The sequence below is a fragment of the Flavobacterium melibiosi genome (assembly GCF_048158545.1).
GTDB lineage: Bacteria > Bacteroidota > Bacteroidia > Flavobacteriales > Flavobacteriaceae > Flavobacterium > Flavobacterium melibiosi.
In genome coordinates this window covers 46,359-72,926 of record NZ_JBLNKU010000009.1, presented here as the reverse complement: position 1 = coordinate 72,926, position 26,568 = coordinate 46,359, and the positions used below count along the sequence as shown (strand labels likewise).

Annotated in this window: 23 protein-coding genes; 1 reads left to right on the top strand and 22 read right to left on the bottom strand. The window is 34.2% G+C overall.

From position 1 onward, the window contains the following. The 8 genes from ACM55F_RS12120 to ACM55F_RS12085 are packed head-to-tail and all read right to left on the bottom strand — an operon-like array spanning nt 1 to nt 7,628. Nucleotides 1–1,062 (bottom strand): alpha/beta hydrolase, encoded by a 1,062-nt coding sequence (locus ACM55F_RS12120; RefSeq protein ID WP_416854059.1) that lies wholly within the window; start codon nt 1,060–1,062, stop codon nt 1–3. A 25-nt stretch (nt 1,063–1,087) separates the two neighbouring features. Beyond that, nucleotides 1,088–1,822 carry a carboxymuconolactone decarboxylase family protein gene (locus ACM55F_RS12115; protein WP_416854058.1) on the bottom strand — a complete coding sequence of 245 codons (735 nt, stop codon included), beginning with the start codon at nt 1,820–1,822 and terminating at the stop codon, nt 1,088–1,090. A gap of 13 nt (nt 1,823–1,835) precedes the next feature. Further along, complete coding sequence (locus ACM55F_RS12110) at nt 1,836–2,918, bottom strand: alpha/beta hydrolase (RefSeq protein WP_416854057.1); 1,083 nt, start codon at nt 2,916–2,918, stop codon at nt 1,836–1,838. A 45-nt stretch (nt 2,919–2,963) separates the two neighbouring features. Then, nucleotides 2,964–4,571: a carboxylesterase/lipase family protein gene (locus tag ACM55F_RS12105; protein ID WP_416854056.1), complete on the bottom strand. Its 1,608-nt coding sequence runs from the start codon at nt 4,569–4,571 to the stop codon at nt 2,964–2,966. Nucleotides 4,572–4,581: 10 nt separating this feature from the next. Continuing rightward, entirely contained in the window at nt 4,582–5,028 is a 447-nt protein-coding gene (locus ACM55F_RS12100) for a nuclear transport factor 2 family protein (protein WP_416854055.1), read from the bottom strand. Nucleotides 5,029–5,070: 42 nt separating this feature from the next. Next, on the bottom strand, nt 5,071–5,550 hold the full coding sequence (locus ACM55F_RS12095; RefSeq protein WP_416854054.1) for a nuclear transport factor 2 family protein: 480 nt from the start codon (nt 5,548–5,550) through the stop codon (nt 5,071–5,073). Nucleotides 5,551–5,600: 50 nt separating this feature from the next. After that, entirely contained in the window at nt 5,601–6,749 is a 1,149-nt protein-coding gene (locus ACM55F_RS12090; RefSeq protein ID WP_416854053.1) for an aldo/keto reductase, read from the bottom strand. A 27-nt stretch (nt 6,750–6,776) separates the two neighbouring features. Beyond that, nucleotides 6,777–7,628, bottom strand: a complete 852-nt coding sequence (locus tag ACM55F_RS12085) for an aldo/keto reductase (RefSeq protein ID WP_416854052.1) — start codon at nt 7,626–7,628, stop codon at nt 6,777–6,779. A gap of 197 nt (nt 7,629–7,825) precedes the next feature. Here ACM55F_RS12085 and ACM55F_RS12080 point away from each other — a divergent pair, with 197 nt between their 5' ends. Next, on the top strand, nt 7,826–8,737 hold the full coding sequence (locus ACM55F_RS12080; protein WP_282712646.1) for a helix-turn-helix domain-containing protein: 912 nt from the start codon (nt 7,826–7,828) through the stop codon (nt 8,735–8,737). 466 nt (nt 8,738–9,203) lie between these two features. Here the strand turns inward: ACM55F_RS12080 and ACM55F_RS12075 are convergent, their stop codons facing one another. The 14 genes from ACM55F_RS12075 to ACM55F_RS12010 all read right to left on the bottom strand — a co-directional run bounded on the left by ACM55F_RS12075 (nt 9,204) and on the right by ACM55F_RS12010 (nt 26,556). Further along, a complete protein-coding gene (locus ACM55F_RS12075) occupies nt 9,204–9,968 on the bottom strand; it encodes a hypothetical protein (protein WP_416854051.1) in 765 nt (254 codons plus the stop codon). Next, nucleotides 9,962–10,954: a MarR family transcriptional regulator gene (locus ACM55F_RS12070; protein WP_416854050.1), complete on the bottom strand. Its 993-nt coding sequence runs from the start codon at nt 10,952–10,954 to the stop codon at nt 9,962–9,964. The genes ACM55F_RS12075 and ACM55F_RS12070 overlap by 7 nt, the downstream gene beginning before the upstream one ends. A gap of 100 nt (nt 10,955–11,054) precedes the next feature. Then, entirely contained in the window at nt 11,055–11,813 is a 759-nt protein-coding gene (locus tag ACM55F_RS12065; RefSeq protein ID WP_416854048.1) for a metallophosphoesterase, read from the bottom strand. An 857-nt stretch (nt 11,814–12,670) separates the two neighbouring features. Further along, nucleotides 12,671–13,276 (bottom strand): hypothetical protein, encoded by a 606-nt coding sequence (locus ACM55F_RS12060; protein WP_229941351.1) that lies wholly within the window; start codon nt 13,274–13,276, stop codon nt 12,671–12,673. Between the two features lie 185 nt (nt 13,277–13,461). After that, nucleotides 13,462–14,283, bottom strand: coding sequence for an SMODS-associated NUDIX domain-containing protein (locus ACM55F_RS12055; RefSeq protein WP_416854047.1), 822 nt, complete (start codon nt 14,281–14,283; stop codon nt 13,462–13,464). Nucleotides 14,284–14,303: 20 nt separating this feature from the next. Next, a complete protein-coding gene (locus tag ACM55F_RS12050) occupies nt 14,304–15,188 on the bottom strand; it encodes an AAA family ATPase (protein WP_416854046.1) in 885 nt (294 codons plus the stop codon). Next, nucleotides 15,188–15,703, bottom strand: a complete 516-nt coding sequence (locus ACM55F_RS12045; protein ID WP_416854045.1) for an HORMA-1 domain-containing protein — start codon at nt 15,701–15,703, stop codon at nt 15,188–15,190. The genes ACM55F_RS12050 and ACM55F_RS12045 overlap by 1 nt, the downstream gene beginning before the upstream one ends. 1 nt (nt 15,704) lies before the next feature. After that, nucleotides 15,705–16,685 (bottom strand): CBASS oligonucleotide cyclase, encoded by a 981-nt coding sequence (locus ACM55F_RS12040; protein WP_416854044.1) that lies wholly within the window; start codon nt 16,683–16,685, stop codon nt 15,705–15,707. 111 nt (nt 16,686–16,796) lie between these two features. Further along, entirely contained in the window at nt 16,797–20,291 is a 3,495-nt protein-coding gene (locus ACM55F_RS12035) for a DEAD/DEAH box helicase family protein (RefSeq protein WP_416854043.1), read from the bottom strand. Nucleotides 20,292–20,393: 102 nt separating this feature from the next. After that, a complete protein-coding gene (locus ACM55F_RS12030; RefSeq protein ID WP_416854042.1) occupies nt 20,394–20,963 on the bottom strand; it encodes a GIY-YIG nuclease family protein in 570 nt (189 codons plus the stop codon). A gap of 47 nt (nt 20,964–21,010) precedes the next feature. Next, a complete protein-coding gene (locus ACM55F_RS12025) occupies nt 21,011–23,056 on the bottom strand; it encodes a DUF262 domain-containing protein (RefSeq protein WP_416854040.1) in 2,046 nt (681 codons plus the stop codon). Nucleotides 23,057–23,114: 58 nt separating this feature from the next. Further along, on the bottom strand, nt 23,115–23,717 hold the full coding sequence (locus ACM55F_RS12020) for a hypothetical protein (RefSeq protein WP_416854038.1): 603 nt from the start codon (nt 23,715–23,717) through the stop codon (nt 23,115–23,117). Continuing rightward, nucleotides 23,714–24,892: a restriction endonuclease subunit S gene (locus ACM55F_RS12015; protein ID WP_416854037.1), complete on the bottom strand. Its 1,179-nt coding sequence runs from the start codon at nt 24,890–24,892 to the stop codon at nt 23,714–23,716. Before ACM55F_RS12015 ends, ACM55F_RS12020 begins: the two co-directional genes overlap by 4 nt. A gap of 2 nt (nt 24,893–24,894) precedes the next feature. Beyond that, nucleotides 24,895–26,556: a type I restriction-modification system subunit M gene (locus tag ACM55F_RS12010; protein WP_416854036.1), complete on the bottom strand. Its 1,662-nt coding sequence runs from the start codon at nt 26,554–26,556 to the stop codon at nt 24,895–24,897. Nucleotides 26,557–26,568 lie beyond the last annotated feature (12 nt).

Here is a 26,568-nt window from a genome sequence, read left to right as displayed (position 1 = left end):
TTAAAGATTAATTTGATAAAAATTCCCCAATTTATTTACCGCTTGCGATACGTATTCGGGTTTCCAATAGGTTTGAATATGAGTAGCACCATCAATTAGAAATAATTCTTTAGTTTTTGCATTGGTGGCTTTATTAAATGCATCGTCCGTCATATAATAGGTATCAGCTTTACTTCCTGCTATCATTAACAAAGGTTGATTTATCAAATCCATATTGGTAGTGGCATCAAACGTCATTAAATCCATCAGACTACTCTTAGTGTATTTAAATGTAGAGTTTGGATGAGCATGTGTTTTGCCGTAATACTCAAATCCTTCACGATATAAATCAAACGGTAGTGCTGCTATTTGTTTATCTGTGAGTTGCGTATCGCCTACATACATAATTTTGCCACCCGCTGCTTCTTGGGCACGGGCATCGGAAGCTTCTTTTAATCGTTGCTGAATCGTTGAAAATTGTGAGTTCATAAAACCGTTACGTCTTACTAATCCTGAATTGAACATACTTAAAGTGGCAACTGCTTTAAATCTCTTATCTGATTGGGCTGCCTTTAAAGAATAACCGCCGCCACCACAAATTCCTAATAGTCCAAGTCTTGCTGTGTCAACCCCTTTATATTGAGAAATATAGTCGGCCATTGCGTGTATATCTTCAATTCGGTTTGCCGGTTTATCAACATTACGAGGCTCTCCGCCGCTACCTCCTTGGTATGCTGCATCTGCCGTGATCGTGATATAACCCTGTTCTGCTAATCGTTGTGCGTATAACCCTGCCACTTGTTCTTTTACACCACCATTTGGATGGGCAATAACTACCGCAGGATATTTCTTTGAAGCATCGTAGTTGGCAGGTGTGTAAACATTAGCTACTATTGTAATCTCTTTAATTTTATAGGTGACAGGATAAATGTTTACTTTCCCCTTTACATTTTCGGTAATTGCTCCCTCATATACTAGAGTGTATGGATTTTGCTTTCGTTCCTTTTGGGTAATTTGAGCACTTGACGTCTGTACAGTTAGTATTGAAATTACTAATGCGATTATTAATGCTATTTTTTTCATTTCTTTTATTTTTAAATTGTTGAAACTATTTGGTTTTCAACACTTCGTTTACTGTTTCTTTTGCTGCTTTAGTTTTCTTTCTTCCAATGATTGGTTTGATTACGCCTATAAATTCTTTCAACTGTTCAGGGGATATACCTACATTGAGAGAAATTGACAAATGCCCCTTTAGCATTGGTTCAGCATCCCCAATCGCACTGATAACAGAAATCGTAACCAATTCTCTTTGAGTGTAGGTTAAAATATCTCTTTCGAAAATATCGGCAAACAAATGTTCTTTTAAGAAGGTATCTATTACCGGTGCAAAAGCGGAATATCCCGTAAGCGTATTCGGTTGTGGCGTTTTGGTAAGTTGTTCTAAAATCTTTTTGCCTCGTTGATATTTTTTGTCATCCTCTCTGATTGGAGAAGCTTCTTTACCTGATTTATCAATAATACCTTTTGCTTTCCGTTCGTTAAGTACTTCCATAAAAGTTTGTAATCCTCTTATACTACGTGGGAATCCACAATAGGCATAGGTGTGAATTAAAACTTCTTTTACTTCATTAACCGTAAGTCCCGCATCAAGACCTGTATTTAGCTCCGTTTTTAGTTTTTTTAAATCGCCTTTAGCTGTAAGTGATGCAATGGTAATAATGCTTTTTTCCTTCTCACTTAATTTTTTATCAGTTGATTCTATATCTTGTGCTTTTGTGTAATGGGAAAATAATGCAAAACTTAATACCATAACTTTAAAACCGAAAATTCTAAATTGCTCCATAATTATTTTCTTATTACTTGTCTAATCCCTTTTTCTTTAGCCATTTACTCATTAAATCAGCTATTTCTATATTATTTAAGTCTGAAAAAGGGAAGTGCGTATTGCCTTTAACTCCTATTTCCGGCAAATGAATTACAGTGACATCTCCACCGTATTTATTGACTTTATCTCGCCATAAACGTGCCATTTCGAGGCGGATTCTCCATCCGTCGGCTCCAGGATTATTTGAGGGACTTTCAGGGATATTATCGCCATAGTAAATAACAATAGGTATTTTGGTAAGTTGCATAAAGTCTTTCATTGGAACAGAACTTGCTTCCAGTGAACCTGCCGAACTCGTTAAAGGGGATGGCACTTCACCTTCAGGAAATAAGAATCCACTACCTGGTTCGTAAGACACTATAGCTTTTACGTTTTGATTTTTTACAGCTGTAATCCATCCCATACCACCAGAATGGGAATGTGTAACCAAAATTGCAGCACCAATTTTGTTGAATAACGCTGAAACCGCATCCGAATTCACATTACTATCAATACTACCAATGTTTGGAGCCATAGAGCGAAAGTATTGATTGAGTGTATTGGAATCTTGAGCAAATTGGACGCCTTCAAAATAATTGGGCCATATGCCTACACGGAAGACATCAAACCATTGCTGTTCATCAGGTGTTGGATTGATGGTAGCCGCTACAGTACTTCTGCCGGCATTTCCCCTTCTTGGTTGATCAATCACATGAACAGGAAAGTTTCTGCGGAGAAAAATATTTTGATACCCTTCTCGTCCGTCGGGCGTGCTTTCCCATGTTTTAGAAAACTGACCTATGCCGTGCCACATTACTAATGGAAATTTGCGGGCCTTTACAGGAATTTGATAAAAAACATAGGCATGGTCTCCACGAAACGTTTGTCCTTCAGGAGTAGGTTTGTACGGATCGAATGTGCCAGGATTAGTAATGATAGTTCCTCCAACAGCAAAACTTCCTTGCTCTTCAATTCGTAACGGTTTTTGTTTCGTGCTTTTTTGTGCGTAAAATGATGAATGGACCATCAATAACAAACAAAGTATACTCCACAATCTAATTACTTTCTTTTCCATTATAATGCGTTTTAATTTAAATTTTCAAGTTTGTAAACTACTTCTTTATTTATTGCTATCAAATGCCTTTTCTATCACATCGAGTCTTGCTTTTCTATGATCGAAAAAATTACCTACCGACCCATCTAGCCTAAACTCAAAAACCTCATTTTTATTACTATCATATTCCGGCCAAAGCGGTAGTCCTTTTCCATTTGGATTACCCGTTTTAGCAAAGTTAACCCAATAGGCATTCATTATGTTACCGACTTCTTTATCTTTCGCAGTAAAAGTAATGCCATTTCGTTCCACCAGATTATCAAATACATAAGCAATCTCAGAGGCATGAGAGGCACCATATCGCATCCAATCTTTCATGGAGACAGGTACATAAGAGAAGAGATACAAATAAGCAGGTATCGATTTAGAAGTAAATGCTCGGGCAGTGAATCGGGCAGGCTCCGCCCAAACTTTATCGGTATTCACAAAGGCTAACATCTGAGCAAAATCACTATTACCATCAGCATCGTAGGCTACAGTTGCTTCCTCCTTATAGTTGCCAAACAATGACAGTAATTCCTCTTTTGACTTGGCATTAACAAAACCTGCAGGAACTTCTGCACTATTTGATCCAATAATAATGGGAACATTGGGTTGCCTAGCTGTCTTATAGGCACTCTCAGCAGTCTCATTTACCAAACGGCCATCAAGTATTGGTCCCGGATAAGTTGTAGGACCACCTTGTCCAGCTGTTTCTTCTCCGCCATCAACAATTTCAGCGGCACTTAATGCTCTTAGCTTGTTGAGCGCTTCGTCATTATCACCTTCGATATTGTATCTTTTGGCAAAGTTAAGTCCGATGGTTTCAGCCGATACCGGATAATGAATATCTGCATTTTCTTTATTAATTGGACGCCCCGTTAGTACACCATCTCGTCCGCCCCCTGATTCAATAATTGCTTTCTTAAATAAGCCTTTTGCAGCGGGTATTGTCAAAAGCGAATGTACCGATACACCACCGGCAGACTCGCCAAAAATGGTTACATTTTTGGAATCGCCTCCAAACTCAGCGATATTTTTTTTAACCCACTCTAATGCGGCAATCTGATCCATGTAGCCATAATTACCTTTATATTCATTTGGGTTTTCTTTACTTAAAGCGGGAAACGCAAAAAATCCAAGACGTCCTAACCGATAATTGAAAGAAACGAGTATAACATCCTGCTTTGCAAATGCTGCTCCTGTAAATTCATTTCCACCGCCACTGCCTCCTACAAATCCGCCTCCGTGAATCCAAACCATAACAGGCAATTTTGATTTTTTTGTTGTTGTAGCAGGTGCCCAGATATTGAGAAACAAGCAATCTTCAGATGAATTTTGTGACATGCCGGCAGCACGAGGCCAACTCGCCTGCGGACAATCAGCACAAAATTTACTTACATCCCGCACTTCCTTCCAAGCAGTCACTGGCTGTGGAGGCCTCCAACGATTTGCACCCACTGGTGGTGCGGCATAAGGAATACCCCTGAATATGGAGATATCTCCTTCTGTTAGACCGCGAACAATTCCAGAAGCCGTACTAACTTTCCTTGTAAGACTTTGTGAGACTAGTTGTTGTGCGTTTACGTAAGTAGTCCAATAAAATAATGCAATTGCAATCAATATTTTTCCCATTTTTTAAATTTTATTGTCCTGGTGTCATTAGCTTAGTGAACGACAATGAGCCCAGTTTCCAGCCGTCTTTGTTTTTTATATATACCTCCGTAACCATAAACGGATTGGTAACTTCATTTCCTCCAACTACTGCCAATAGTGTAATTCTGTTTAAAAGTATTGCGGTATTACCGATAATGTTTACTGACACTTCATGAACATCTGCTTTCTTGTAATGAATTCCTCCACTTTTAATCACATTAATTTCTTGGGTTTTTCCCCAACTTCCTCCCATATGGACAAAGACAGATTTATCATCAAACAAAGGGGTAAGTTTATCTACATTTTTATCGGCCATCCACTCCCATTTTTGTTTAGAAAGTTGAATAACTTCTTGTTCAGCGGCAGTAGCATTTTGTGCAAAGGACTTGTTTGTAAATAAAATGAGTATCAGTAATCCGAAAATTGACTTTTTCATAATGCGATTAATTTTTAATTAGTATATTTTTTCTTTTTTTTCCTATTTCTGAATTTGATGGGTGTCTCGCACACTGCTGAATGTTAAGGCTGAAAGTTTCCAATTTTTGCCTTGTTTTTGATAGACTTCTGTTACTGTAAACTCAGTCACAGCTTCATTTCCTCGGACAATAGCCTCAAGTGTAATTCGGTTCCAAACGATTGCCGTTTTTTTGAAAATTTCTACTGTTGCATCATGAACCTTAGCAGTCTTATACCAAATTCTACCCGTTTTAATAATGTCGAGTTCCTCGTCCTTTTTCCAAGTACCACTCATATGGACAAATTTTGATTTGTTGTCAAAGAGTGATTCAAGTTTGTCTACATTTTTATCAGCCATCCATTGCCATTTTTGTCTTGACAAGTCCAATAATTCCTGGTCCGTTTTTTGAACATTTTTGGATTCAGTATTAGATGAACTTATTTGTGCTTGCGACCATTGCATGCTTGTAAAAAGTAATAATACGAATAGTAGCTTTTTCATTTTTAATCATTTATTTGGTTTGAAATATTCTTTTATCTAATTAATAGTTACTATTTTTTCTTTAATGGTGATTCCACATCAGAAAAAGCTTGAACAAAGGGAGGTAGTCGTTCACCCAAAATTGGAATTGCATCCAATTGTTTATTGAATTCCTTTAATTCATCTGTGCTAAATTTTATAGCTGATGCTCCAATATTTTCTAACATATGGGCCATCTGTGTCGTGCCAGGTATTGGAACAATCCAAGGCTTTTGTGCCAATAGCCAAGCCAGTGAAATTTGGCCAGGAGTAGCCTGTTTTTCAGTTCCCCAATTTTTTAATAGATCTACGATTTTCAAGTTATTAGGTAGATTCTCTGTCGAGAAACGAGACTCATTTCCTCTGATATCCCCTTGAGCAAAGTGTGTATCGGCATCAATGGCCCCAGTTAGAAAACCCACTCCGAGTGGACTCCAAGGGACGAAACCAATACCGAGTTCCTCACAAAGTGGAATAATTTCCATTTCCGGACCACGCCATAACAAAGAATATTCGTTTTGAATAGCAGTAACTGGATGAATAGCATGTGCTCGTCTTACGGTTTGTGGTCCTGGTTCGGACAATCCGTAATGCAATATTTTACCTTCTTTTATCAAATCCTGAATTGCTCCAACTACATCTTCAATGGGAACCTGCGGATCTACACGATGTTGATACAATAAATCAATTCGGTCTGTACGAAGACGTTTCAGCATTCCTTCCACTACAATTTTAATGTGTTCAGGGCGACTGTTTAAGCCAGGTAATCGCTTGCCTGTTTCTTGGTCAATATTCCAGCCAAACTTCGTTTCGATGACTATTTTATCACGGAAAGGAGCTATACCTTCTCCAAGAATTCGTTCCACTTCAAAAGGCCCGTAAGCCTCCGCAGCATCAAATAGCGTCACTCCTTTATCAAAGGCTGTTCGAATGATGTTAAGCATTTCTGGTTGAGAGGGAATTGTAGTCTGATACGTGCGGCTCATGTTTTGAACCCCGAGGCCAATGCTAGAGACTTCAAGTGAAGCTCCCAGTTTTCGCTTGTTAGACAAGGGTTGAAGATTGTCATCTTTTAAATGATTATCTTCTGATTTTATAGTTTGAACAAATGAATCAAAAGGGAGTATAGCGCTTCCAGCAAATGCTAATCCTGCGGTTTTTAAAAGATTTCTACGATTCATAATTATATTTTTTAAAACTACTGTTTTTTATAATTTTATTTTATACTCGCTTAACCATTTTACCATGTCAGGATCTCTGTGGTCAAAAAACAAACTTTCTTTCGTGTCCAGTGTCTGAATCATTTGCATATCATCTGCTGATAATTCAAAATCGAAAATAGTGAAGTTCTCCCTCATTCTTTCTTTTCGTACTGATTTAGGAATGGCAACCACGCCTCTTTGGATTAACCAACGAAGAATAATTTGCGCAATGCTTTTATCATGTTTATTGCCAATTGAAATCAACAAGTCATTATGGAATATGTTGTTTTTTCCTTCAGCAAAGGGTCCCCAAGATTGAATTTGTACATTGTTATTCTGAAGGAATTCTTTGGTGCTAATTTGTTGATGAAATGGATGTGTTTCAATTTGATTGATTGCAGGTGTAAAACCACTATTAGCAATCAAATCCATCACTCTGTCCGGATGAAAATTAGCGACACCAATTGCTTTGACCTTACCTTCAGCATATAATTCTTGCATAGCGCTCCAAGATCCAAAAATATCTCCATAGGGTTGATGAATAAGATATAAATCCAGATAATCTAATTGTAATAGCTCTAATGATTTTTGAAAAGCAGCTTTTGTTTTTTCATAACCAACATCTTGAACCCATACTTTTGTTGTTATAAACATTTCTTCTCTTGGGACACCGCTTTTCTTAATGGCACTACCTACGGCGGCTTCATTCCTATACGAAGCCGCTGTATCGATTAAACGATAACCACAATCGATCGCTTCTAAGACTGCTTTTTCACATTCAGTAGCATCCGGAATTTGGAAAACACCAAATCCTAAAATTGGCATTTCTACACCGTTATTTAATTTTATATTTTGCATGATTTTTTAATTTTAAAGTTACTATAAATTTTCCAGTCAATTAGGATAACTTATAGTACTCTGCAAATTTCCGACCTGAAAATGAGGTTGTTGGTATATAGATTACTGATTGTTCTACCAATATTACTTATTGGACTTACTATATGATAATTGCTATCTCTAAATACCTAAATTTGTATTATAAAATGAAAATTAGCATGAATAAAATAGTCAAGTTTAATACCATTACTGAATATAATGTATTTAACAATAACGAAACTTTACATCCATTAATAAGTGTTATTGATTTTTCAAAAGCCGACGAAAGATCTTGGGAAGGAGAGAAGACTGTTAGAATTTATTATGGCTTTTATTGCATCTTTTTGAAAGATATAAAATGTGGTGATTTGCGTTATGGTTGTAATTATTATGACTATCAGGAAGGCACATTGGTTTTTGTTGCTCCAGGGCAAGTAATGGAAGTAGAAACGGATGGTAAAGTATATCAACCAAAAGGACACGCGTTAGTTTTTCATCCTGATTTGATACACGGCACTTCTCTTTTTAAAAGTATAAATGATTATAATTTTTTCAGTTACAATGCCAACGAAGCATTGCATTTATCAGAACGTGAAAGACAAATTGTTTTAGACTCTTTTTCAAAAATTCAGTTAGAATTGCAACTTGGAGTAGACAAGCATAGTAAGAAACTTATAGCTTCAAATATTGAATTGTTTTTAAATTATTGTGAACGGTTTTATGATAGGCAATTTATAACTAGAGAAAATGTTAATAAAGGAATTTTAGAAAAATTTGAAGAGGTGTTAAACAGTTATTTCACAACTGATAAACCCAACACTATCGGATTGCCATCTGTTGCTTATTGTGCAGATGAACTACATTTATCAGCCAACTATTTTGGTGATTTAATAAAAAAGGAAACAGGAAAATCTGCTCAGGAATACATCCAAAATAAAATAATTGATGTAGCAAAAGACAAAATTTTGGTAGACCATTTAACCGTAAACGAAATCGCTTATCAGTTGGGATTTAAATACCCTCAGCATTTTTCCAGATTGTTTAAACAACGAGTAGGGTATACACCTAATGAATATCGAAGTTTGAATTAAAAATCTTATTTATATGAGTTAATAAGATGCGTGTATCTGTATCAAGGTCACAAGAAAAAAGTCGATAGAATATTTATTAAATGTATGAATCCATCTCTTTTGGTGGTTCGAATATTAGATTAGAAATTGATTCTGAAATTATTTTTTTTATAAAACATGTCTTTGTTCACTCTTTTACAAGAAAATTAAGTTTATTTTTAATTATAGAAAGATACAAATCAATTACTTAGTCTTAAAAAGATTCAATTGGAGTTATTTAACTCAAAATGCAATCCAAAATATTAAAAAAAATGAATTATTACCTATGAATTATATAAGTAACTCAAAATAATTTTTTTTTACAAATGAAAAAACCGACAAAATACATGAAAGTATATTTTGTCGGTTTTGTGACCCTGTCGGGACAATTTTCGAATCTTTTTTTAAATGATCTGAGAAAACTATCTATGGAAAATTCAGTTTAAATTTACAAATTAAAAGTTCTAATTAACTGTCCAAATAAGTCTTGTACATCCACGTTTCCAGCTCCCATTTCTTTAAAAATTTGTTTATCTGGCAAATCATCTTTTACGACTTCAGCGAAATTTGCTATATCAGATTTAATGCTTCCGACAATGGTAAAATTATCTTCAGGTGTTAATAATAGAAGTAATCTAAAAATATCCATTTTATGTTTTTTCAATTGCTTTTCATCAATTTTTTCTCCGTTTTCTTTTCGGATTTTATAATCTAGAAATGCTTTGGCTTTTAATCCTATCAAGGCTTCTGTATTTGCCAAATGTATTCCGTTGTCTAATTGGCTGTGTTGGATTGTGAAATTATAATAATCATCATCCATTAGTATTGCAGATAAACTAGAAATCTCTGTGTCAACTGGAATTGGAGTTAGATGCGTTCCTTCATCCAAATCTAATAAATCGGGAACTCTTGAAAACAATTCAATTTGAAAAGGAAATTCTTCAACCAGTGGCTTTTGGAAACGATAGTATTTTCTGTCTGCTTCACTTTTCTCTTTAACGCCATAATTTCCTTGTTTTATAAACTCCCAAAAATGAACAACAAATTCTGGGCTTAATGCCTCAATAACCAAAATTATGTCAATGTCTTTTGTTGCTCTTGGTGTTAATCCAATATTGTCAATGATTATGTCACAAGCAGTTCCGCCGATAATGATATAATTATCTGTGAAATCTTTAAAATGCTGTCTGAATATTTCTAAACCTCTTACCATACGTATTTTTTAATTATTTGGTCTAATGCCATATCTGTTCTTTCGTCAATAAACCCATCTTTCAAACTAATGTATAAAGACAATGGATCCACATTATTTTTCTTTGTTATTCCTTTTGTGATTAATTCCGGATTGTATTTCCAAACTTCTAAAGCATAGTTTCCGCTTTCATTATTCAGATTTTCTAATTGGCTATTTTTCTCTAATTCATAGAATTTGTTTTTTTCTATGGCAAAATATTCCAATTTACTTGGATTCATATCAGTGTATTCTTCCAATGCTGTAGCGTTAGAACAATACATTTTTATTGTTGGTTTTTCATCTACATAAACTGTTTTTAGTACTGGATTTACAAGATGTTTTTCAATACTTTTCCAAAGTTTTTGTATATCAGTTTCAAACACAATATTTTTTTCTTTAGTTCCAACAACCTCAACAATAGCTAATCTTTTCAAATTTTCAATTGCTTTTGTTATTCCCATTTGTGTGTATTGGAATTTTTCTGCCAGTTCTTTGAAGGTATATTGACTTAAATTATCTTCTCTGTGCAGTATTTGATATAGCAAAATTAATTGAGAGGAAGGTAGTAGCAGGAATTCTTTTTGAAATGCTTTATCCTTATTAAAATCTTGAATATCAATAAGTAATTCAGCAAGAAACATTTGTTTTCCCGGAACGATGAAACTAATTTTTTGGTCAATAAGTCTTTTCCGGTTTATAGCCGTGATGTCTTCTGTAACAATAATAATTCTTTTGTCTAATACTTTTTGGATTGCTAAAACTTGTTGTCTTAATTGTGCAGCATTGAAAGCATCTTCTTTATTAACCTGTACTAAAATTAATTCGTGATTGTGTAAATGAGTGACATAAAAATTAAAATTGTTTTTGAAAAGGAACGGTAATTTATTGGTGTAATCTTTTGATAACTCTTTTATTTCAAGGTCTTTTCCTAGTATTTGATGGATGTATTCTTTTAATTTTTCCATAATAAACTAATAATTGTTATAATAAACTCGATTGGTTTATTGTGCAAATATAGGTTTATTATACTAAATGTCAATTTATTGTATTATTAATATTAATTATTTATATTGAAATAATAGCTCTGTCACTATATCCTATATTCTCATTGTACTTGACATATCCTAATTGGTTTGTTAATAATTTTGTATTTCCAACTATGAAATCATTGACGTTGGTGTGATGATGTCCATAAATCCAATATGCTACGTTGTTATCTTCAATAAAATCAGTCAATTCAGAAGCGAAAGCCTCATTGATTTTACTATCGGCATATTTTTCAGGGTAATTGATAAATGTAGGCGCATGATGCGTGATAACAATCGTTTTTTTAGATGTGTCATTTTCCAATGCCTTATGGAGAAACTCTATACTGTCTTGGTGTAACTTATTGTAATCATCTGGATTTAAAAGATGCTCATTACATTTTATGACTTTAAAGTCAGATAAACTTTCTTTAATTAACCAGTATTTGGCAGGAGAAATATTAGACCACAAGGTGGAGAAAACAAATTTTACTCCCGAAATTTCTTTGGTACAATTGTTTACCAAAAATATATTCTCCCTGATTTGTTCATCCAAAACACCACTTTTATCAGCAACATTGTAATAGTAATATTCGTGATTTCCGGGTATCCAAAAAGTAAATTTGAAATGCTCAGAAATATAGTCGAAGAAATCTTGATGTTTATCCATTATTGCAAAAGGCACAATATCCCCAGCCAATATTAGAATTTCTCCTTCGGGCTTTATTGGGTTTTGAAGAATATACTTTTTGTTGTCAGGGAATTCAAGATGTAGATCTGAACAATATTGAATTTTCATATTATTTTCCATTAGTGGTGCTCTAAGTTAAATAAATGGATTTAATTTTTCACTAAAAAGGTATTTTTGGGAAAATATTTTCCAGTATAGGTAAACTGTAAAATTTGAAAATGATTACTTTTTTCCACTAAAATGAATTTCAAAAGCATTAAGCGTTATTATTTTCCAGTAAAAGACTATTTAAAGAAAATATTTTCCATTATAAAAAGAAATATTAAAAATTAAGTATCATCACAATATTTATACCTTTTCGGGTATAAATATTGTGTTTTTCGCTTAGTTATACCTTATCGGGTATAAAATTAGATATATTGCATATCGCAATATGCGATATGATCCAGAAGACTTATAAGAATATATAGATTGTTTAATTTGCAAATTATTCTAATAACGGCGATTATCGCCGTTATTAGCGATTTATTTAAACTTCATTTTATAGTTTCTAATAAAGCGAAAAATAGATAATAAATCTAATTGGTTATTGTTAAAATATAGGTTTACTGTATTGTTATTCAGTTATATGTATTAAACACATACAGACAGAAATTACTGAAATTATCATACTGATAATACTTTTTTTTTTTTATGCTACCGAATTTTGTTTTGCATGTATCATCATTTGCGTCTTTATGAAATTTCCTTTACGCTCATTTCGTAATACGAAAATATGATTTGATTCTAGTGTTTGAAAAATTGAGTGTTTTTTTGTTCACTTTGTTTGCATGTTCACGTTTACGTGAACAGTGTTTTTTTGTGAACATAAATAAGTATAATTGAGGTTGCCTGTGTTATTCTAATTAAGGTTTGATTTCTAACGGGAATATTTCGGGACTTTAAATAACAGACTTTTGTTATTTCTAATTATTATTTTCAAATTTTTCTTTTAGGCGGAGATATTCTCTATATTCTTTTTCCTCGTGCTTCCTTTGGGAAAATGTTTCAAATGCTTCGTATTCCGGGGAATCATAATTCATGAAATCTGGGATTTTTATTATTGCCCAGTCTTTTGCAATATCTTTCCAAGTTTTGGCTGCATTTGCGATTGTATTTCTCCAATCCTCATCGGAATTTCTTTGTATTGTGTAATCGTAGTCAACCGAATGTGGTAATACTATTCGAGCCTGTGAATGCCACCATCCGTGAAAGGGATTCACATAAAATTTATCTAATACCTCTTTTAGAGGATGAAAAAGTGCTTGAGATTGATGGTATTTCATATAAGCAAGAATTTTATAGGCTGCAATTAATTCTTGGTCTTTGTCTTTAAGTGTAACTGACAAATGCCTTGCAGTCTCTTTTAAAGGTGTTTCCTGAAAATATTGCTGACGATTTTCTTTTAGATCATACCAAGGTGAATTGATTGTATTTTCTCCTATTATAAAATCCCTAATTTGCACTTCAGGCACATTTAAGCCTTTCCAATAATTATAGATCTGATTCCACTGTGTCATATAGCTTTTCATAAAATTCAAATTTAATAATATATTTCAATTATTAAATTTATAATATAATGAATATGTAAATAATTCCTATTTAATAAACCAAGATATGCATAATAAACTTGATTGGTTTATTATGTATATTTAAGTTTACTGTGGTGTATTTTAGTATATTATAAAAACATTCAATTTATAAATGATAAATTATATTATTCTTTACTCCATTTCATGTTTAAAGCCCACTTTGTATGTTGACCAATATCATAGAGTTTCTTCTTAGTTCTTTTATCGTGTCCTAAACAGTCAATTAGTTCTCTATCTGCCCACTTTATGTACTCTGTATCTCCTTGATTCTTCAGTGCCAAAAGTTCTTTGCGTTGTTCTACGTTTGGTAAAAGTTCTAAAACATCATACTGCAATATTTCGGGACAATTCCAACCAGCTGTTCTTTTTACGGGTGTCGTAACTCTACCAAGTAGATTGTAGTTGACATATGGGAAGTTCTCTTTTGATAATAACTCGGCCTTGCCTTCTATAAGTTCTTCGTAAAATTCTCTCCAATGGTTAATTTCACGGTTCTGACCCTCATTAAACCAATCTAGAAATTTGATAGCATTTTTAGCTGGAATAAAGATGGCAAAATCATCCTTCATTAAATCTTTATTCGGAAGTTTGAGATCATCTATTGCCTCAAATTTTTCTTTTAGTAAGCTTTGTGTACCTTCTAATCGTTTGTACTTTCCGCCAACCAATTGGTAATGCCCATAATTTGAATTTTTCACTAATAAATATTCATCGTCTATTTTAATAATATATAAGTAGGACATTGAAAATCTGATTTTTTCATCTTTCAATGCAAGAAAATATACTTGCAATAATAGATAGAGTCTTTTGTGATTTATAACAATGTGTTCAATGAGAAGCTCCATTAAAGTGACTAAACCTATTACACCAAAAATCACAACGTCTTTCTGGTAATCTGAACCAGACATTTGGAAATAGCCATAGATTATAAAACTAATGGCTATCATTGTTTGAATTATTCTTCTTATCATATTATCTCTGGGCTAGGTTGGATTGATTCAATTGTTTCTTTGATTATTTCAAAGGTTAAAGCTTTGTCAGGATATGCCTTAGCAACAGCTTCCGGTAGCACTTTTAATCTTATGTCAGAAAATGAATAGCCAACTTTGTCTGTGTCTTTTTTTAGAGACAACTCTGCTAATTCGTTTAGTTGTTCTCCAGTAAAGATAATGCCCTTTAAACTCTTTTCATAAAGTTCAACGCATTCCTCTTTTGTAGGTCTTTTAAATTCAAGTACCACAGCTGCACGTCTTAAAATTGCTTCATCTATAAAATGAAGGCGGTTTGTGGACATGAAGACAATGGCACGACCGTTTAATTCTCTTATTTCATCAATCTTTTGTATTAATGTATTGACTGCGGCTTTTTCCTCCTGATGCATTTGACTTGTCGATCTTGTGGTCGCAATTGCATCCGCTTCATCAATTAGAAGAAAGGCTATTCTTTTCTTTCCGGCTTGTTCTTTAAGTTGTGAAAATGCATCATTAACCAATTTGCCCATTTCACCGTGTAAACCTTCACCACGAACACGAGTACTTAGCTTGAGAAAAAAGCCTTCTTTACCTAATTCACGTGTCATTCTATCAGCAATTGAAATGGCTGATATCGTTTTGCCAGTACCGGCATCACCCGCTAAAATTATTAGAGGATATTTATCCTTCAATTGCTGTATTATGGGTAACTCAACTTTATGATGTTTATTACTCCAATCGGTAAGACTTCCTTGGTCTAATAGCAGTTTTAGATTATTGTAAATCCTCTCGAATTTGTTCTCAAAACCAATCAAGGAATCGGTCTGGGTTTGAACTTCTTTACTTGGAAGTTCCATTATGTTGTCAAATATTGCAGCCATTATTTAAAATTTGTTTTTTGAAGTTCGTATCCTTTGCTTGAGTATAGTTGTGCATTTCCAGAACTAAGATGTGAAAATGAAGTGTCATCAGTAGTCGCTGACCAGCTAAGTCGAAAATAATTGTTGGTTTGAAAATCCTTCTTTTGTTGTTCAGATAGACCGTGCCATTTGGAGGAGTAAGAGAGATACATTGTTAGATACGTATTGTCAATATTCTCCCAATCATTATTCTGTCCAGGTCTTGCGCTATCTGTTGCATTACCATCTGCATTAATAGAAAATTTTGTTGCTCTTAAAGTATGGTCATTTGAGTTTTGTTTCAATGCAATTGAAACAGTATCCAAGTAATTATTCTCGGCTAATTTAATTATGTCGTGCATAATTTTATCAACATAGTCAGTTGACCATTTATTGGTTCTTCTAGCTATTGTTCTAATGTCTGCTTCACAATTTTCAAATGTTTTACGAATATCGATAACCGTATACGTATTAGTACTTGTCTTAGTATTGTACATATTAGTTGATATTAAAAGTTGGACCAAATACTCGCTTCCATTCCTCAATCGTAGCACCTTCATTATTTTTTGATTGAGCATAATTTAAGCAGTCAAAAGCTTCTTCGGCTTGCTCAATAATTTCTTGCCACACCGTACTGTCAATTTTTTTCGAGGCATTATTTTCATTGTTCGTATCATCGGCAATGTAAATTGGAGTGGAATAAGAAGGGATCTTATTTATGGCGTGATCAAATTTGATATTTGGAAAATTGGAGCCACTAACAAATTGGAAAAAACGGATAATTGCTTCTTCAATGTTAGTTTCAACTCCTAATGTCTCGTCTAAATAGGCAACAATCAATTCAATTGCAAAGGATGTGATTCCGGGTTCAGTATCCGTTGGCTTCAGCTCCTTGTAGTTTTTCCACCATTTTAATGACCTTACAATAGCGGTGTAACTTGGATTATTCTTGCGCAAACTGATTGAGAAATCAATGTGGTTTTCGATACTTGTTATGTATTTTCCACCACCGCCTCTTTGTGGTTGCCAAACGTAACGTTCGGGATTGCTTATTGGAACCACCGGAACAATATCAACCTCTAGTCCGGAACCAGAAAAACGAATGGTTATTGATTTTGTATTGCCTTCGGCATCTACATCTCTGTTAATATCTTTTTGAGGATAGATTTCCTTTAAGTATTTGACAATGTAGTCGTGTAGTTTTTTTAAATCATTTTGGATATTACCATCTCCACCAACAAAAAGGATTAAATCGATGTCGATTGGATTGTCTCCTGTTGGTTTTAGAATGGTGTGTTTTTTCCACGAACCTGCCAATAGGTATTTGGTAACTTTGAGACCGTTACTTTCGTTATTCTTGATTTTGTTTTCTAACTTTGTTTTGAGATTGTTTATTTGATCTCGGTACTTCTGCATGTTGTCCTTTTGTAGTTTTATTTTATCTACAAAATTGAATAGTTGATTGTTTTCTAATTTCATTTTACAGTATTAAAGATTAACACTGCAAATATTAGCACTAACTATGCATTATATGTGCACAGTAAAAATGAGATAAATGTTAGTTTTTGTAAGTTGTTTTAAAACAGCACTTTAAGTTCCGGATTGATTGTTGTTGAAGTCTTGAATAATTTTAAAAATGAAGTCAGCTTGTTGTTCATTGAAAACGCCATCAATACCTAAGCTATGAAACTTTTTAAACGGGGAGTCGTATAGTTTTGTAGGATCTATTTTTCCATTTTTGGTTAAGAAAAGTTTAATCGTATCCAGAAATTGTATTTGTACTGCACTCAGTTGGTAATCGTTTATAAATTTAGCGAAAGCGGCATCCACACAATCAGCAGATAAGCCAATGAGTGATATGATGAATTGCACTAGGTTCAGTTTCACGCCTAATTCCTGTTCGATATGGTCTTTTTTGATGTCTTTTTTAAAGAGTATTGTTTCTAAGGATTCTAATTCTTTGGCTGTTATCGTTTCCCCTTTCTGGATTCTATTAATGGTTATGTTGTCTTTGTTTTTTCTAATTATTTCCTCCAGACGATGAATATTACTTGTGAATGGTGATGGATATGGTTCCCGTTTTTCATTCACAAAATCGGTAGTAACCACCTCATCTTCATTTAAGAAATCTTCAAAATCGGTAGTCACGTATTTTTGGTCTATTGGATCGATATACTTTACAAGATCTCTTATTCCGGAACGTATTTTTTCAAGATGTTGAATGCCATCAGTTTCCCAGAATTTTTCTTCTAATGGTAATTTGATTAACCCTTCTTTCTCTTTTACGTCTGGAATGGTGGTTTTCTTGAGTAACTTTTTTGATAAAATGGCCACTTTTGTAATCGGAATGGTTAAGCTAGCTACAAACTCGGGTGTGTTTGGTGTTTCCAATCGCTTAATCATAAGTGCATACAACAGCTTGTCATAAAACCTTGCTAAGTCTGTATCTCCCTTGGTTGGTCGGACTAATGGTGCTAGAATTTCCTGTATGGTTTGAACATCTTTCTTTGATAAATGGTTCCACAGTTCCCGGTTTTCGCTGCCATATTCTAACACAGCCTGCATTTTCATTTTAACATCAAATCGATGCTTATCTAGTTTTGCTATTTCTGAATGAAGTTCGTTTAGTAAAGTATTGCGATAGGCTGCTAGATAGGCATCACATTGGAATTTCTCCTCTTTTAGATATTGCGCCAATTGTAATTTTAGACCAAAGACCACCTCTGACAAACTTCTTTGAGAGCTGGTTTCAAAACCCTTTGGATTTTCTTTGAAGAACTCAAAGTTACCGCAGAGATCGAATATTAAAAATCGTTTTTTATCTTTTCCAATACCAAATAGATCCGGTCGTAATCTTGAACCACGTCCTATCATTTGCCAGAATTTCGAATAGGATTTTACGGGTTTGTAGAATACTAAATTGACACAACTCGGCGCATCAATTCCCGTATCCATCATGTCTACAGATATTGCGATTTGAGGCAATCTTTCTTTTTCCTGGTCACAGAAACGCAGTATGAATTCTTCGGCTTTTGCTTCTCCGTGCGTAATCACTTTTACATAGTCATTGCCAAATTGTTCTTTGTCCAATTCCATAAAGATGTCTTTCAGGAACTGTGCATGTTTTTTATTTCGGGCAAAGATGATGGTTTTACCCAATTCTTCGTCACCTCGTTTTTTAATCCCGTTTTTGATTACAAATTGAAGTGTTTTTCGGGCGGTGTCTTTATTAAAAAGCCATTCATCCAGTTCTTTGGATTGTATCCATTCGTTGCCAGACGCTTCTTCTCCGTCCAGAATCTCCTCTTCAAATTCTTCTTTTTCTTCGTCCGACAGTTCATCATATTTGATGCCATCTCTCAAGAATTTGGTGGGTACTTCTATAGATCTATACGGCGATAAATGTTTGTTGGCTACCGCGTCTTCAAAGGTATAAGCATCTGTGGGCGACTTATCGGCCAAGCCAAATATGGAATAGGTATTTTTATCAATACTATTTTTTGGCGTTGCCGTAAGTCCTAAGTAGAGTGCATCAAAATAGTCGAAAATAGCTTGGTATTTTTTGTAAATGGATCGGTGCGCTTCATCAATAATGATTAAATCAAAATGACCTACGCCATAAAATCGTTTGTCATCCACTTTTGAACCGTCTATTAAACCCATCATCGTCTGATAGGTCGAAAAAGCAAAACGCGCATCGGGATTGTCTTTTTCTTTTAAGAGATTCACGCTTGAATGTTCGGGCAATAACTTTACGAAATTACCTTTGGCTTGACTTACCAAACTTTTTCTATCGGCCAGGAATAATATTCGTTTTGCCCAATTGGCTTCCAGTAATAATTTAGAAAGTGCAATACTGGTTCTGGTTTTTCCGGTGCCGGTTGCCAATACCAATAAAGCGCCTCTGCTGGTTCCAATGAGTTTTCCGGTGGATTTATCGTTTCCTGCAAAATGTTCTGCAATACTTTTGATGGAACGCAGCTGGTAGCCTCTCCCAGCTATATTGGTGTCGATAATCGCTGTCCTAATGTCGGCACGGTTCTGACGGCGGTACATGAGTGTTTGTAATTCTTTCTTGGTATAAAAACCATGAACTAATCGAGCAGATTTATAAAACTGGTCGTCCCACAAGAAGGTTTCAAAACCATTACTGTAATACATTACTGGGCGACGGCCATACATTTTTTCTAAGCTATCAGCATACAATTGGGCTTGGTTTTCGCCTTTGCTGGCGCTTTCTAAGGTTTTTTTTGCTTCTACTAACGCTAAAGGCAAACCATCATCATCCCACAATACATAATCTACATAACCCGTTTCGGAGGTATTGGTTGAGGAAGGCATGTACTGTACTTTGAATTCCCGGTCTTTTATACCCGCCAAATCCCAACCTGCTTCACGCAAGGAAACGTCTATAAAATACTTTCGCGTTTCATATTCGTTGCGTGGGTGATGTACAGCATCATCGGTATTGGCTTCTTGTTTGTTGGCCTCTATTTGTATTTGTAAAGCTTCAATTTGCTTTTTGAATAGCTCATTTTCTTGCTCTAACTGCTTATTTTTATCGGAAGCTTCTTTGAGTTGTGTTTTAAAAGTAGTTAACTCTTTGTCAAACTGTGTTTGAACACTTTTTAATTGCTTTTGTGAAAGGGTATCGTGTCCTTCGGTAGGCACCAATTCCCAGTCGAACATTTCTAATGGACCTACCTCATTAACGGCATAGGATTTTGCAAACCATTTGCTGAAATAAAACAGATTGGATATAATTTGCTCTGCATCAGTATCCGAAACGGGTTTGTTGTGTATGGCCAAATTCCCCACTTTGCGGATGAGGTCTATTTCATTATACAACTTATGCGGAAATTGTTCTTTGAATTCGTGATGCTTCATCAATGAATTTAATGAAGTGTCAAAAGGGAGGTGTAGTTCGGAGTCGTTATTGAACATCCAGTTGATAGCGAGTTCCAACGCCATACGCGCGTAGGTCAACGAAGTACGTGGATCTGTAATGGCGTATTGTTCTGCTTTTTGGCTTCTTTCGAAAAAGGCCGACCATTCTTGTGCTAAAAACTGAAAGTTTGTTTTCATTTGTCTTTACTATTTGTTCTTTATGGTCAAATGTAATTCGTCTAATTTATGAACTGTATTAGTATCATACTTCCGGAAAGCACATTTCATACGACTAAGATACTAATGTGTTCTGAAACTATTCCATTTTGTTTTGAATTTTCCTGCTAAAACAACTTCCAAAAAATATAAATCGTAATCTTCTGGTACTGAATATAAAACGACTTTGTAATTTTGAATTACCGTTTTTGCTGGAGTCATATCCTCGTTTGTGACGGTTGTTCTAGTTGTTTCTTTACCTTCTAATTTTCGTTTTGCTTTTGTTTTTAAATAGGCTAGGGTACATTGATTGTGGTTTTTGCCCCAAGCGTGTTGCCGTAACCTTCTAAAAACGGTGCGACTAATACCAATATATACAGGAACAATACGACCGTCTTTCTCTTCACCAAAAATATACAGTCCTTTGAATTCATTAGACTCATTCGCTGTATAGCCCAATTCGTCAAACTCCTTTTTGTTTCTTATTCTTTTACCGTTGACTACAACATACAAATCACCAACTCTTTTACAGTTTAGTGCGTTTAATTTCTCCGTAATACTAATCGCGGCCTTATCTGCATGTTTCAGTAAATTATCTAAATCTTCTGGATATTTTTCTTGGTCGTAATTCATTTGCAATATTAAAAATGACATTTGTAATTAAAAGCATTTATTTGTGTATTTGTTACTATTCCACTCCTTTAGTTTAATTTTTCACTAGTATTTATTAATTCATTTATTTTAAGATCGTTCCAAAATTTTTCATAGATATTAATCATACGAGTTGTTATTGCTCGAAAATGATTCTCTACTTTATCATCCCAAATCCTAGTCTCTAAATTATGCCAATACTTCCAATCCTCCTTAACAAATGAACATTCTCTTATTTCTACAGGTGCAAGTCTGTCTTTAGGAGAAGCAGTATTACTTTCACTTCTGTTTTGTTCGAGTGAAATAGCACGGAAATTACCGTTTGTATTATTCCAATCTTTTAAACTTTGATTACAATATTGTTTGCGATATACCCATTCGCTTGGATAAATATGATCCCAATCCCAAGGAACATTAGTATCATCTACATCATCCATTTGGTTGTAATCACCAAAAGTTGCGTTTATATATTCTCTTTGGGCAAATAAAATCAGTTGCCTGTTATGTTGAATTTTACCAATAAATTTCCAAAAATAATCATTCGCTGTTTTTACATCGTATTCTTGCGATTTCACACTATTATAGTACTTCATTATTTCTGTACCAACACCATCTTCCCAAAGTCCCCATCTATATTCGTGTGCAGTAATAAACATATTTTCTATTTGGGGTTGTAAATAATATTCCCTTAATAAATCCGGCTTAATCAAAAAGTGGATACCATGTATATTGTCCCACCATATTAATTCGTTCAATGGTTCTTCCCAGAAATTATTATTGTTAATTTTTTCATTCCACAAACGAGGAATGTTTTCAAAATCAAACCAAGCAAATGACATCAATTTTCCAACCATTTTAAGTTTAATTTGATTGGTTAATTCGATAGTATTGATGTGTAACCAATAAACAAAGAACAAAAATAACTCCTGATTTTTCTTGATAAACTGTTTAATAATGACTGGTGGAACTTCGCCCTCAAACAAAGTATTATCTTTACAAGATAAAATATCTATTGCTTGTTTAAACAATTTTTCTAGTTGTTGCGTTTCAATTTGGATTTTTAGTCCTTCTTTAAAATCATTGTTTTTTATCCTACGTTGAAAATCTCTTACATTAATTTTCTTTACATAGTTATTATTTTCTAAATCAGAAATAACAATACGAGAAGCCAATGAAAGTACTTGTGTTGGAGCAATAAAATTTAAACCAATATTTTCCATTAAGATCTTAGCTTCTGGAAAAATGGCTTTGTAAATCGAATAGATTAAATCATCACCAGTTAAGGTTGTACCTGAAGAATTTATTCTAACAAAAAGTGTAGGGTTTTCTGTTTCGTTTTCTTCCTGTAAAACCCGATCATCAATAATATTTGATTTGATTTGTAATTCGTCAAGTTGCTTTACACTATCAAAAATCTCGTCCAGTTTCTGTTTTAATTCTGTTTTGAGCAAAGACATAAATTCACTTTTGTCTTTAAAACCGCCTCTTAAGGTAGAAAAGTAAACTGGTAAATGTTGTTCTACCTTTTCTATTACTTCATTAGTGTTTTTTGATTCAATTATAAAAGCTAATGGTATAGGATATGTAGCATCAAACGGAAATGTCGTTGTGTTTTTAAATGAGGTATATCCATCTTTATTGTCTGGATGTTGTTTGAATAAGTTTAACGCTTTGCGCCTATCTGATACGCTTAATTTGGTATCATTATTATTTGCTTGATATCCCCAAGGATGCGAACGCGTTGTTAAACGGAATAGATATTTACTTGTTGCTGGTTTGACCTCTGGTTTTATATCCAACCAAACAATAGGTAATTCTCCTTTTATAGCCCATGCTTTGGTAGCATTAAATGGATTGAAATGGCCTAAAAATATGGATGTTGCTCTTTGTTGCCCATCCATCAAATGCAGTTTGGCACTGGTTTTTGAAAATAAAAAAGAGCCAATAGGATATCCTCTCAAGATAGAGTCCCATAAATCTTCTATTTGTTTTGGTTTCCAAACAAAGCCTCTTTGAACAGAAGGTAATTCTACCATTGATGATTCGGAATCTAATTGCCAATCGGCTATTTCTTGCAATAAAAAAGTATCTTTCAATTCTATTTTGGTTTTATATTTCGGACTTTACACTAATTCTCCTTTAAATACTTTTGTGTTACAATCCTACAGCCTCTACCGGTTGTTCAATTAGAATTAAATTATTCTGTTCTATGACTTCTAATTCTTTTATATCAATTAACAAAACCTCTCTTTCCTTTTCAAAATTTTCTAATTCACTAAGGATGTGAATATGCTTTTTTATAAGACGGTTTCTAGATTTTTCTTTTATTTCTTTTACCAATTTATCAGGACTTCCATAAATAATAAAACCAAAAAAAGTATATACTAACACAATAGCTCCATTTATATTCAAAAGGCTGCCTAAATCAAAAGACCAATTTGTATAATATAGATAACCTAAGTTGATTGCTAGAAATCCGGTTGCTATTATTATCCTGGACCACAAATAAATTATTTTTTCAGTGTTGTTTAAATGATTGCGACGTGGACATAATTTTGTAATGTTTCTTTCTACTTCATTTAACCTTCTTTTCTTTTTATCAATGCTCTTCTCCGGTATAGTATCTATTTCTTTTGTTTTTGACTCCTTGCTTTTTTCAAATAGTTCGCCAATGAAAAATATAATTCCAATAACAGCAAAAACCCCTATAATGATATCGAGTAGTGACAAATCCTCTTCTTGCTTCTTTTTACTCATGCCAATTCCCCTTTAAACGCTTTTTGCAACAAGCAATTGAACAAATCTTCACTTTCCTTGAGTTCTTGTTTGGCTAATTCTTTTTGCTTTTCTATTAAATCTATTTTTTCTGCGAATTGGTTTTGGAGTTTGATAGGTGGATGTAAAATCATGATATTTTGTAATTCTTGGGCATTGATATTTGCCATACCAACAATACTCTTACACATATTTCTTAAAACCAACTTGCCATATTTGGAATTTAGATAGGCTCTTACAAAGAATGGATTAGCATTTTTATTAAACCTAACTCTAATAAGGTATCCAGCAGCAACCATAGGCTCTAAGGAATCAAAAACTGCTGTTTTACCAACAAGTTCTTTACTATTAGTTCTATTGAATAATAAATCTCCTTTTTCTACTAAATATTTATGCAAATGATTATCAGAGATGTCAACGTATTTCATACTTGAATAATCCATATAACCTTCATAAGTTAAATTATTCATTCTAAGATATGGATATTGACCTTCATCACTTGCTTTTTCACTAGTTCCATATTTAACATCATTCACTAAATCCCTAATACTTCCTTTTGGGAAGTTAAATTTATTTGTGACCGGATCACCAAACATATCTGAAAAAATAGATTTTGCGAGTAGATCATATTCTTTTAAGAGTTGCTCGGTTTTGTTACGTAGATCAGTAGCATCATCTAGAATTTTTGTGATGTGTTTTTGGGTTTCTAAAGATGGCAAAGGAATTTTCGATTTCTCTAAGTATCTTGTTAATTGTAAGTTTATAATCCCTGTTGTTTTATTTTGGAACATTTCTGTTATACCAAACTTGTGATTAGCGAAAAGAATATGATGCAAATATTTAGGAAAAACTTTCTCTCTTTTTGGTCTCAGTATTGATGTGAAGTTATTGCAAATAAAATCACCTTCTTCCTCAAAATATACAACTCTGCCAACAGGTTGTGTTGGACTACCACCAGATTTTTCTATAATAATATCTCCTTTTTGAAGTTTTTTCTGTTCAATTATTTTATCTGAAACATTTCTTGTAACTACTTTGTCAAAGTTTAAAATACCCTTATTTGTGAAGTTGGTTGTTCTAAGTACTTTAATTCCTTCGCCATCTGAACCCCACTCACCACTTATAGGCTTACTTATTAATTCTTTTAGACTTATCATAATTAGCTAAGATTTTGTTCTAATTGTTTTGCGATGACTTCTCTTAGAATATTGATACTGTTTATTCTTTTGAGAATATCTTTTGGTGCATCATAAATCACTTCTTCGTACACTATCTCTTTATAACGATTGATTGACAAATCCCAATCGTTATCTTTTATTTCCTGAAAAGGAACTAAGAAAGATTGTGAAGTTCTGTTGCTATAATCGTGGGTGCAGGTATTTTCTAAAAACTGACCAAAACCTAGATTTAGAGGTAAGTCGTTAATCTGAAGCAACTCACCATTGACTGCATGCATTTTCTTAAAAAAGTCACTTTTTATATAGCGGTAATGGTCTAAGATTTGAGGTAGGTTAAACTTTTCGTGAACAGCTAATTTTAAATCCTGATCCGCTTTTTCGAAGCCATCGCCAAAAGCAAAGGCCATGAATAGGTCTTCATCTACTAATAAATTTCTTTTATCATCTAATGATTTTCCATCCGCCAGCATATTGTAAAACCAAACATTATTTGTACCACCCGAACCTGTTTTTGTAAAGATCATAATGGCGGTGCTTACTCCAGAATAGGGTTTGAATACACCACTAGGCATAGAAATAACGGCTTCTAGTCTATTATTGGCTATGATTTCTTCACGAATGCTTTTGTGTGCTTTCCCACTTCCAAAGAGGACACCATCCGGTACAATTACGGCAGCGCGACCACCTGTTTTGAGTTGGCGAAGTATCAAGGCAAGAAACAGTAACTCTGTTTTTGAAGTATCGGTTACATTCTTTAATCCTACGGAGATACTGTCTTTGTCAATGGTACCTTTAAATGGTGGGTTTGCTAGTACCAAAGTATAAGCGTTAGAAACGGTATTGTCCTTAGATACTGCATCCACATCCACAATGTTGGGTTCTTCCACACCGTGCAGGTAAAGGTTCATAGAGGCGATGCGTAGCATGGTGGCATCGAACTCCGTTCCGTTGAACATGGTTTTATTGATATGCTCGGAATGTTTGTCTAGTTCCGTCATCTCATTGTGCTTGTCTATGTATTCTTTGGCGGCAACCAGAAAACCGGCAGTACCGGCAGAAGGGTCGCATATTGTATCTTCAAGCGTAGGTTGCATTAATTCGACCATCAACTTAATGATATGACGTGGTGTACGGAATTGTCCGGCAGTTCCACCACCTTCTAATTTAGAAAGCAGGTATTCGTAAATATCTCCTTTTGTATCTTGATTGGTCATGTCGATACGTTCCAGCTTTTCCATTACCTGGTCTAATACCGAAGGTTTAGAAATTCCGAAAGTAGCGCCTTTCATATAGGTGCTAAACAAACTTTTGTTTTGTCCTAATGAACGGATGAACGGGAAAACACCATCAACGGTATTGGTGAAAATGTTGTGTCGCGCATTGACATCCATTTCTTTGAGGTTCTTCCAACGGAAATCTTGTTGGTTCACTTCGTCTTTCTCCCCTTTGTATATTGCAAAAAGTGGGGTGTATTTAAAGCCACGTAATGCTTTGCGCTCGTTACGGGTTTCGGTTTCGTCAAGGTCTTTTATAAAGATGAGGTAGGTTAGTTGCTCTACTATGGTAATGGTATTAGAAATTCCTCCTGTCCAGAAAGTATTCCAGATGCCATCTATTTGTGTTTTTAATTCTCCGGTGATCATTGGGTGTAATTG

What these genes read in the sequence shown, in the direction of transcription:
- ACM55F_RS12080 (WP_282712646.1), top strand. Translation starts at nt 7,826, where the DNA reads ATGAATAAAATAGTCAAGTTTAATACCATTACTGAATATAATGTATTT.
- ACM55F_RS12120 (WP_416854059.1), bottom strand. Translation starts at nt 1,062, where the DNA reads ATGAAAAAAATAGCATTAATAATCGCATTAGTAATTTCAATACTAACT.
- ACM55F_RS12105 (WP_416854056.1), bottom strand. Translation starts at nt 4,571, where the DNA reads ATGGGAAAAATATTGATTGCAATTGCATTATTTTATTGGACTACTTAC.
- ACM55F_RS12065 (WP_416854048.1), bottom strand. Translation starts at nt 11,813, where the DNA reads ATGAAAATTCAATATTGTTCAGATCTACATCTTGAATTCCCTGACAAC.
- ACM55F_RS12095 (WP_416854054.1), bottom strand. Translation starts at nt 5,550, where the DNA reads ATGAAAAAGCTACTATTCGTATTATTACTTTTTACAAGCATGCAATGG.
- ACM55F_RS12050 (WP_416854046.1), bottom strand. Translation starts at nt 15,188, where the DNA reads ATGGCTGCAATATTTGACAACATAATGGAACTTCCAAGTAAAGAAGTT.
- ACM55F_RS12060 (WP_229941351.1), bottom strand. Translation starts at nt 13,276, where the DNA reads ATGAAAAGCTATATGACACAGTGGAATCAGATCTATAATTATTGGAAA.
- ACM55F_RS12015 (WP_416854037.1), bottom strand. Translation starts at nt 24,892, where the DNA reads ATGATAAGTCTAAAAGAATTAATAAGTAAGCCTATAAGTGGTGAGTGG.
- ACM55F_RS12075 (WP_416854051.1), bottom strand. Translation starts at nt 9,968, where the DNA reads ATGGTAAGAGGTTTAGAAATATTCAGACAGCATTTTAAAGATTTCACA.
- ACM55F_RS12055 (WP_416854047.1), bottom strand. Translation starts at nt 14,283, where the DNA reads ATGATAGCCATTAGTTTTATAATCTATGGCTATTTCCAAATGTCTGGT.
- ACM55F_RS12030 (WP_416854042.1), bottom strand. Translation starts at nt 20,963, where the DNA reads ATGTCATTTTTAATATTGCAAATGAATTACGACCAAGAAAAATATCCA.
- ACM55F_RS12070 (WP_416854050.1), bottom strand. Translation starts at nt 10,954, where the DNA reads ATGGAAAAATTAAAAGAATACATCCATCAAATACTAGGAAAAGACCTT.
- ACM55F_RS12115 (WP_416854058.1), bottom strand. Translation starts at nt 1,822, where the DNA reads ATGGAGCAATTTAGAATTTTCGGTTTTAAAGTTATGGTATTAAGTTTT.
- ACM55F_RS12045 (WP_416854045.1), bottom strand. Translation starts at nt 15,703, where the DNA reads ATGTACAATACTAAGACAAGTACTAATACGTATACGGTTATCGATATT.
- ACM55F_RS12035 (WP_416854043.1), bottom strand. Translation starts at nt 20,291, where the DNA reads ATGAAAACAAACTTTCAGTTTTTAGCACAAGAATGGTCGGCCTTTTTC.
- ACM55F_RS12090 (WP_416854053.1), bottom strand. Translation starts at nt 6,749, where the DNA reads ATGAATCGTAGAAATCTTTTAAAAACCGCAGGATTAGCATTTGCTGGA.
- ACM55F_RS12040 (WP_416854044.1), bottom strand. Translation starts at nt 16,685, where the DNA reads ATGAAATTAGAAAACAATCAACTATTCAATTTTGTAGATAAAATAAAA.
- ACM55F_RS12100 (WP_416854055.1), bottom strand. Translation starts at nt 5,028, where the DNA reads ATGAAAAAGTCAATTTTCGGATTACTGATACTCATTTTATTTACAAAC.
- ACM55F_RS12110 (WP_416854057.1), bottom strand. Translation starts at nt 2,918, where the DNA reads ATGGAAAAGAAAGTAATTAGATTGTGGAGTATACTTTGTTTGTTATTG.
- ACM55F_RS12010 (WP_416854036.1), bottom strand. Translation starts at nt 26,556, where the DNA reads ATGATCACCGGAGAATTAAAAACACAAATAGATGGCATCTGGAATACT.
- ACM55F_RS12085 (WP_416854052.1), bottom strand. Translation starts at nt 7,628, where the DNA reads ATGCAAAATATAAAATTAAATAACGGTGTAGAAATGCCAATTTTAGGA.
- ACM55F_RS12020 (WP_416854038.1), bottom strand. Translation starts at nt 23,717, where the DNA reads ATGAGTAAAAAGAAGCAAGAAGAGGATTTGTCACTACTCGATATCATT.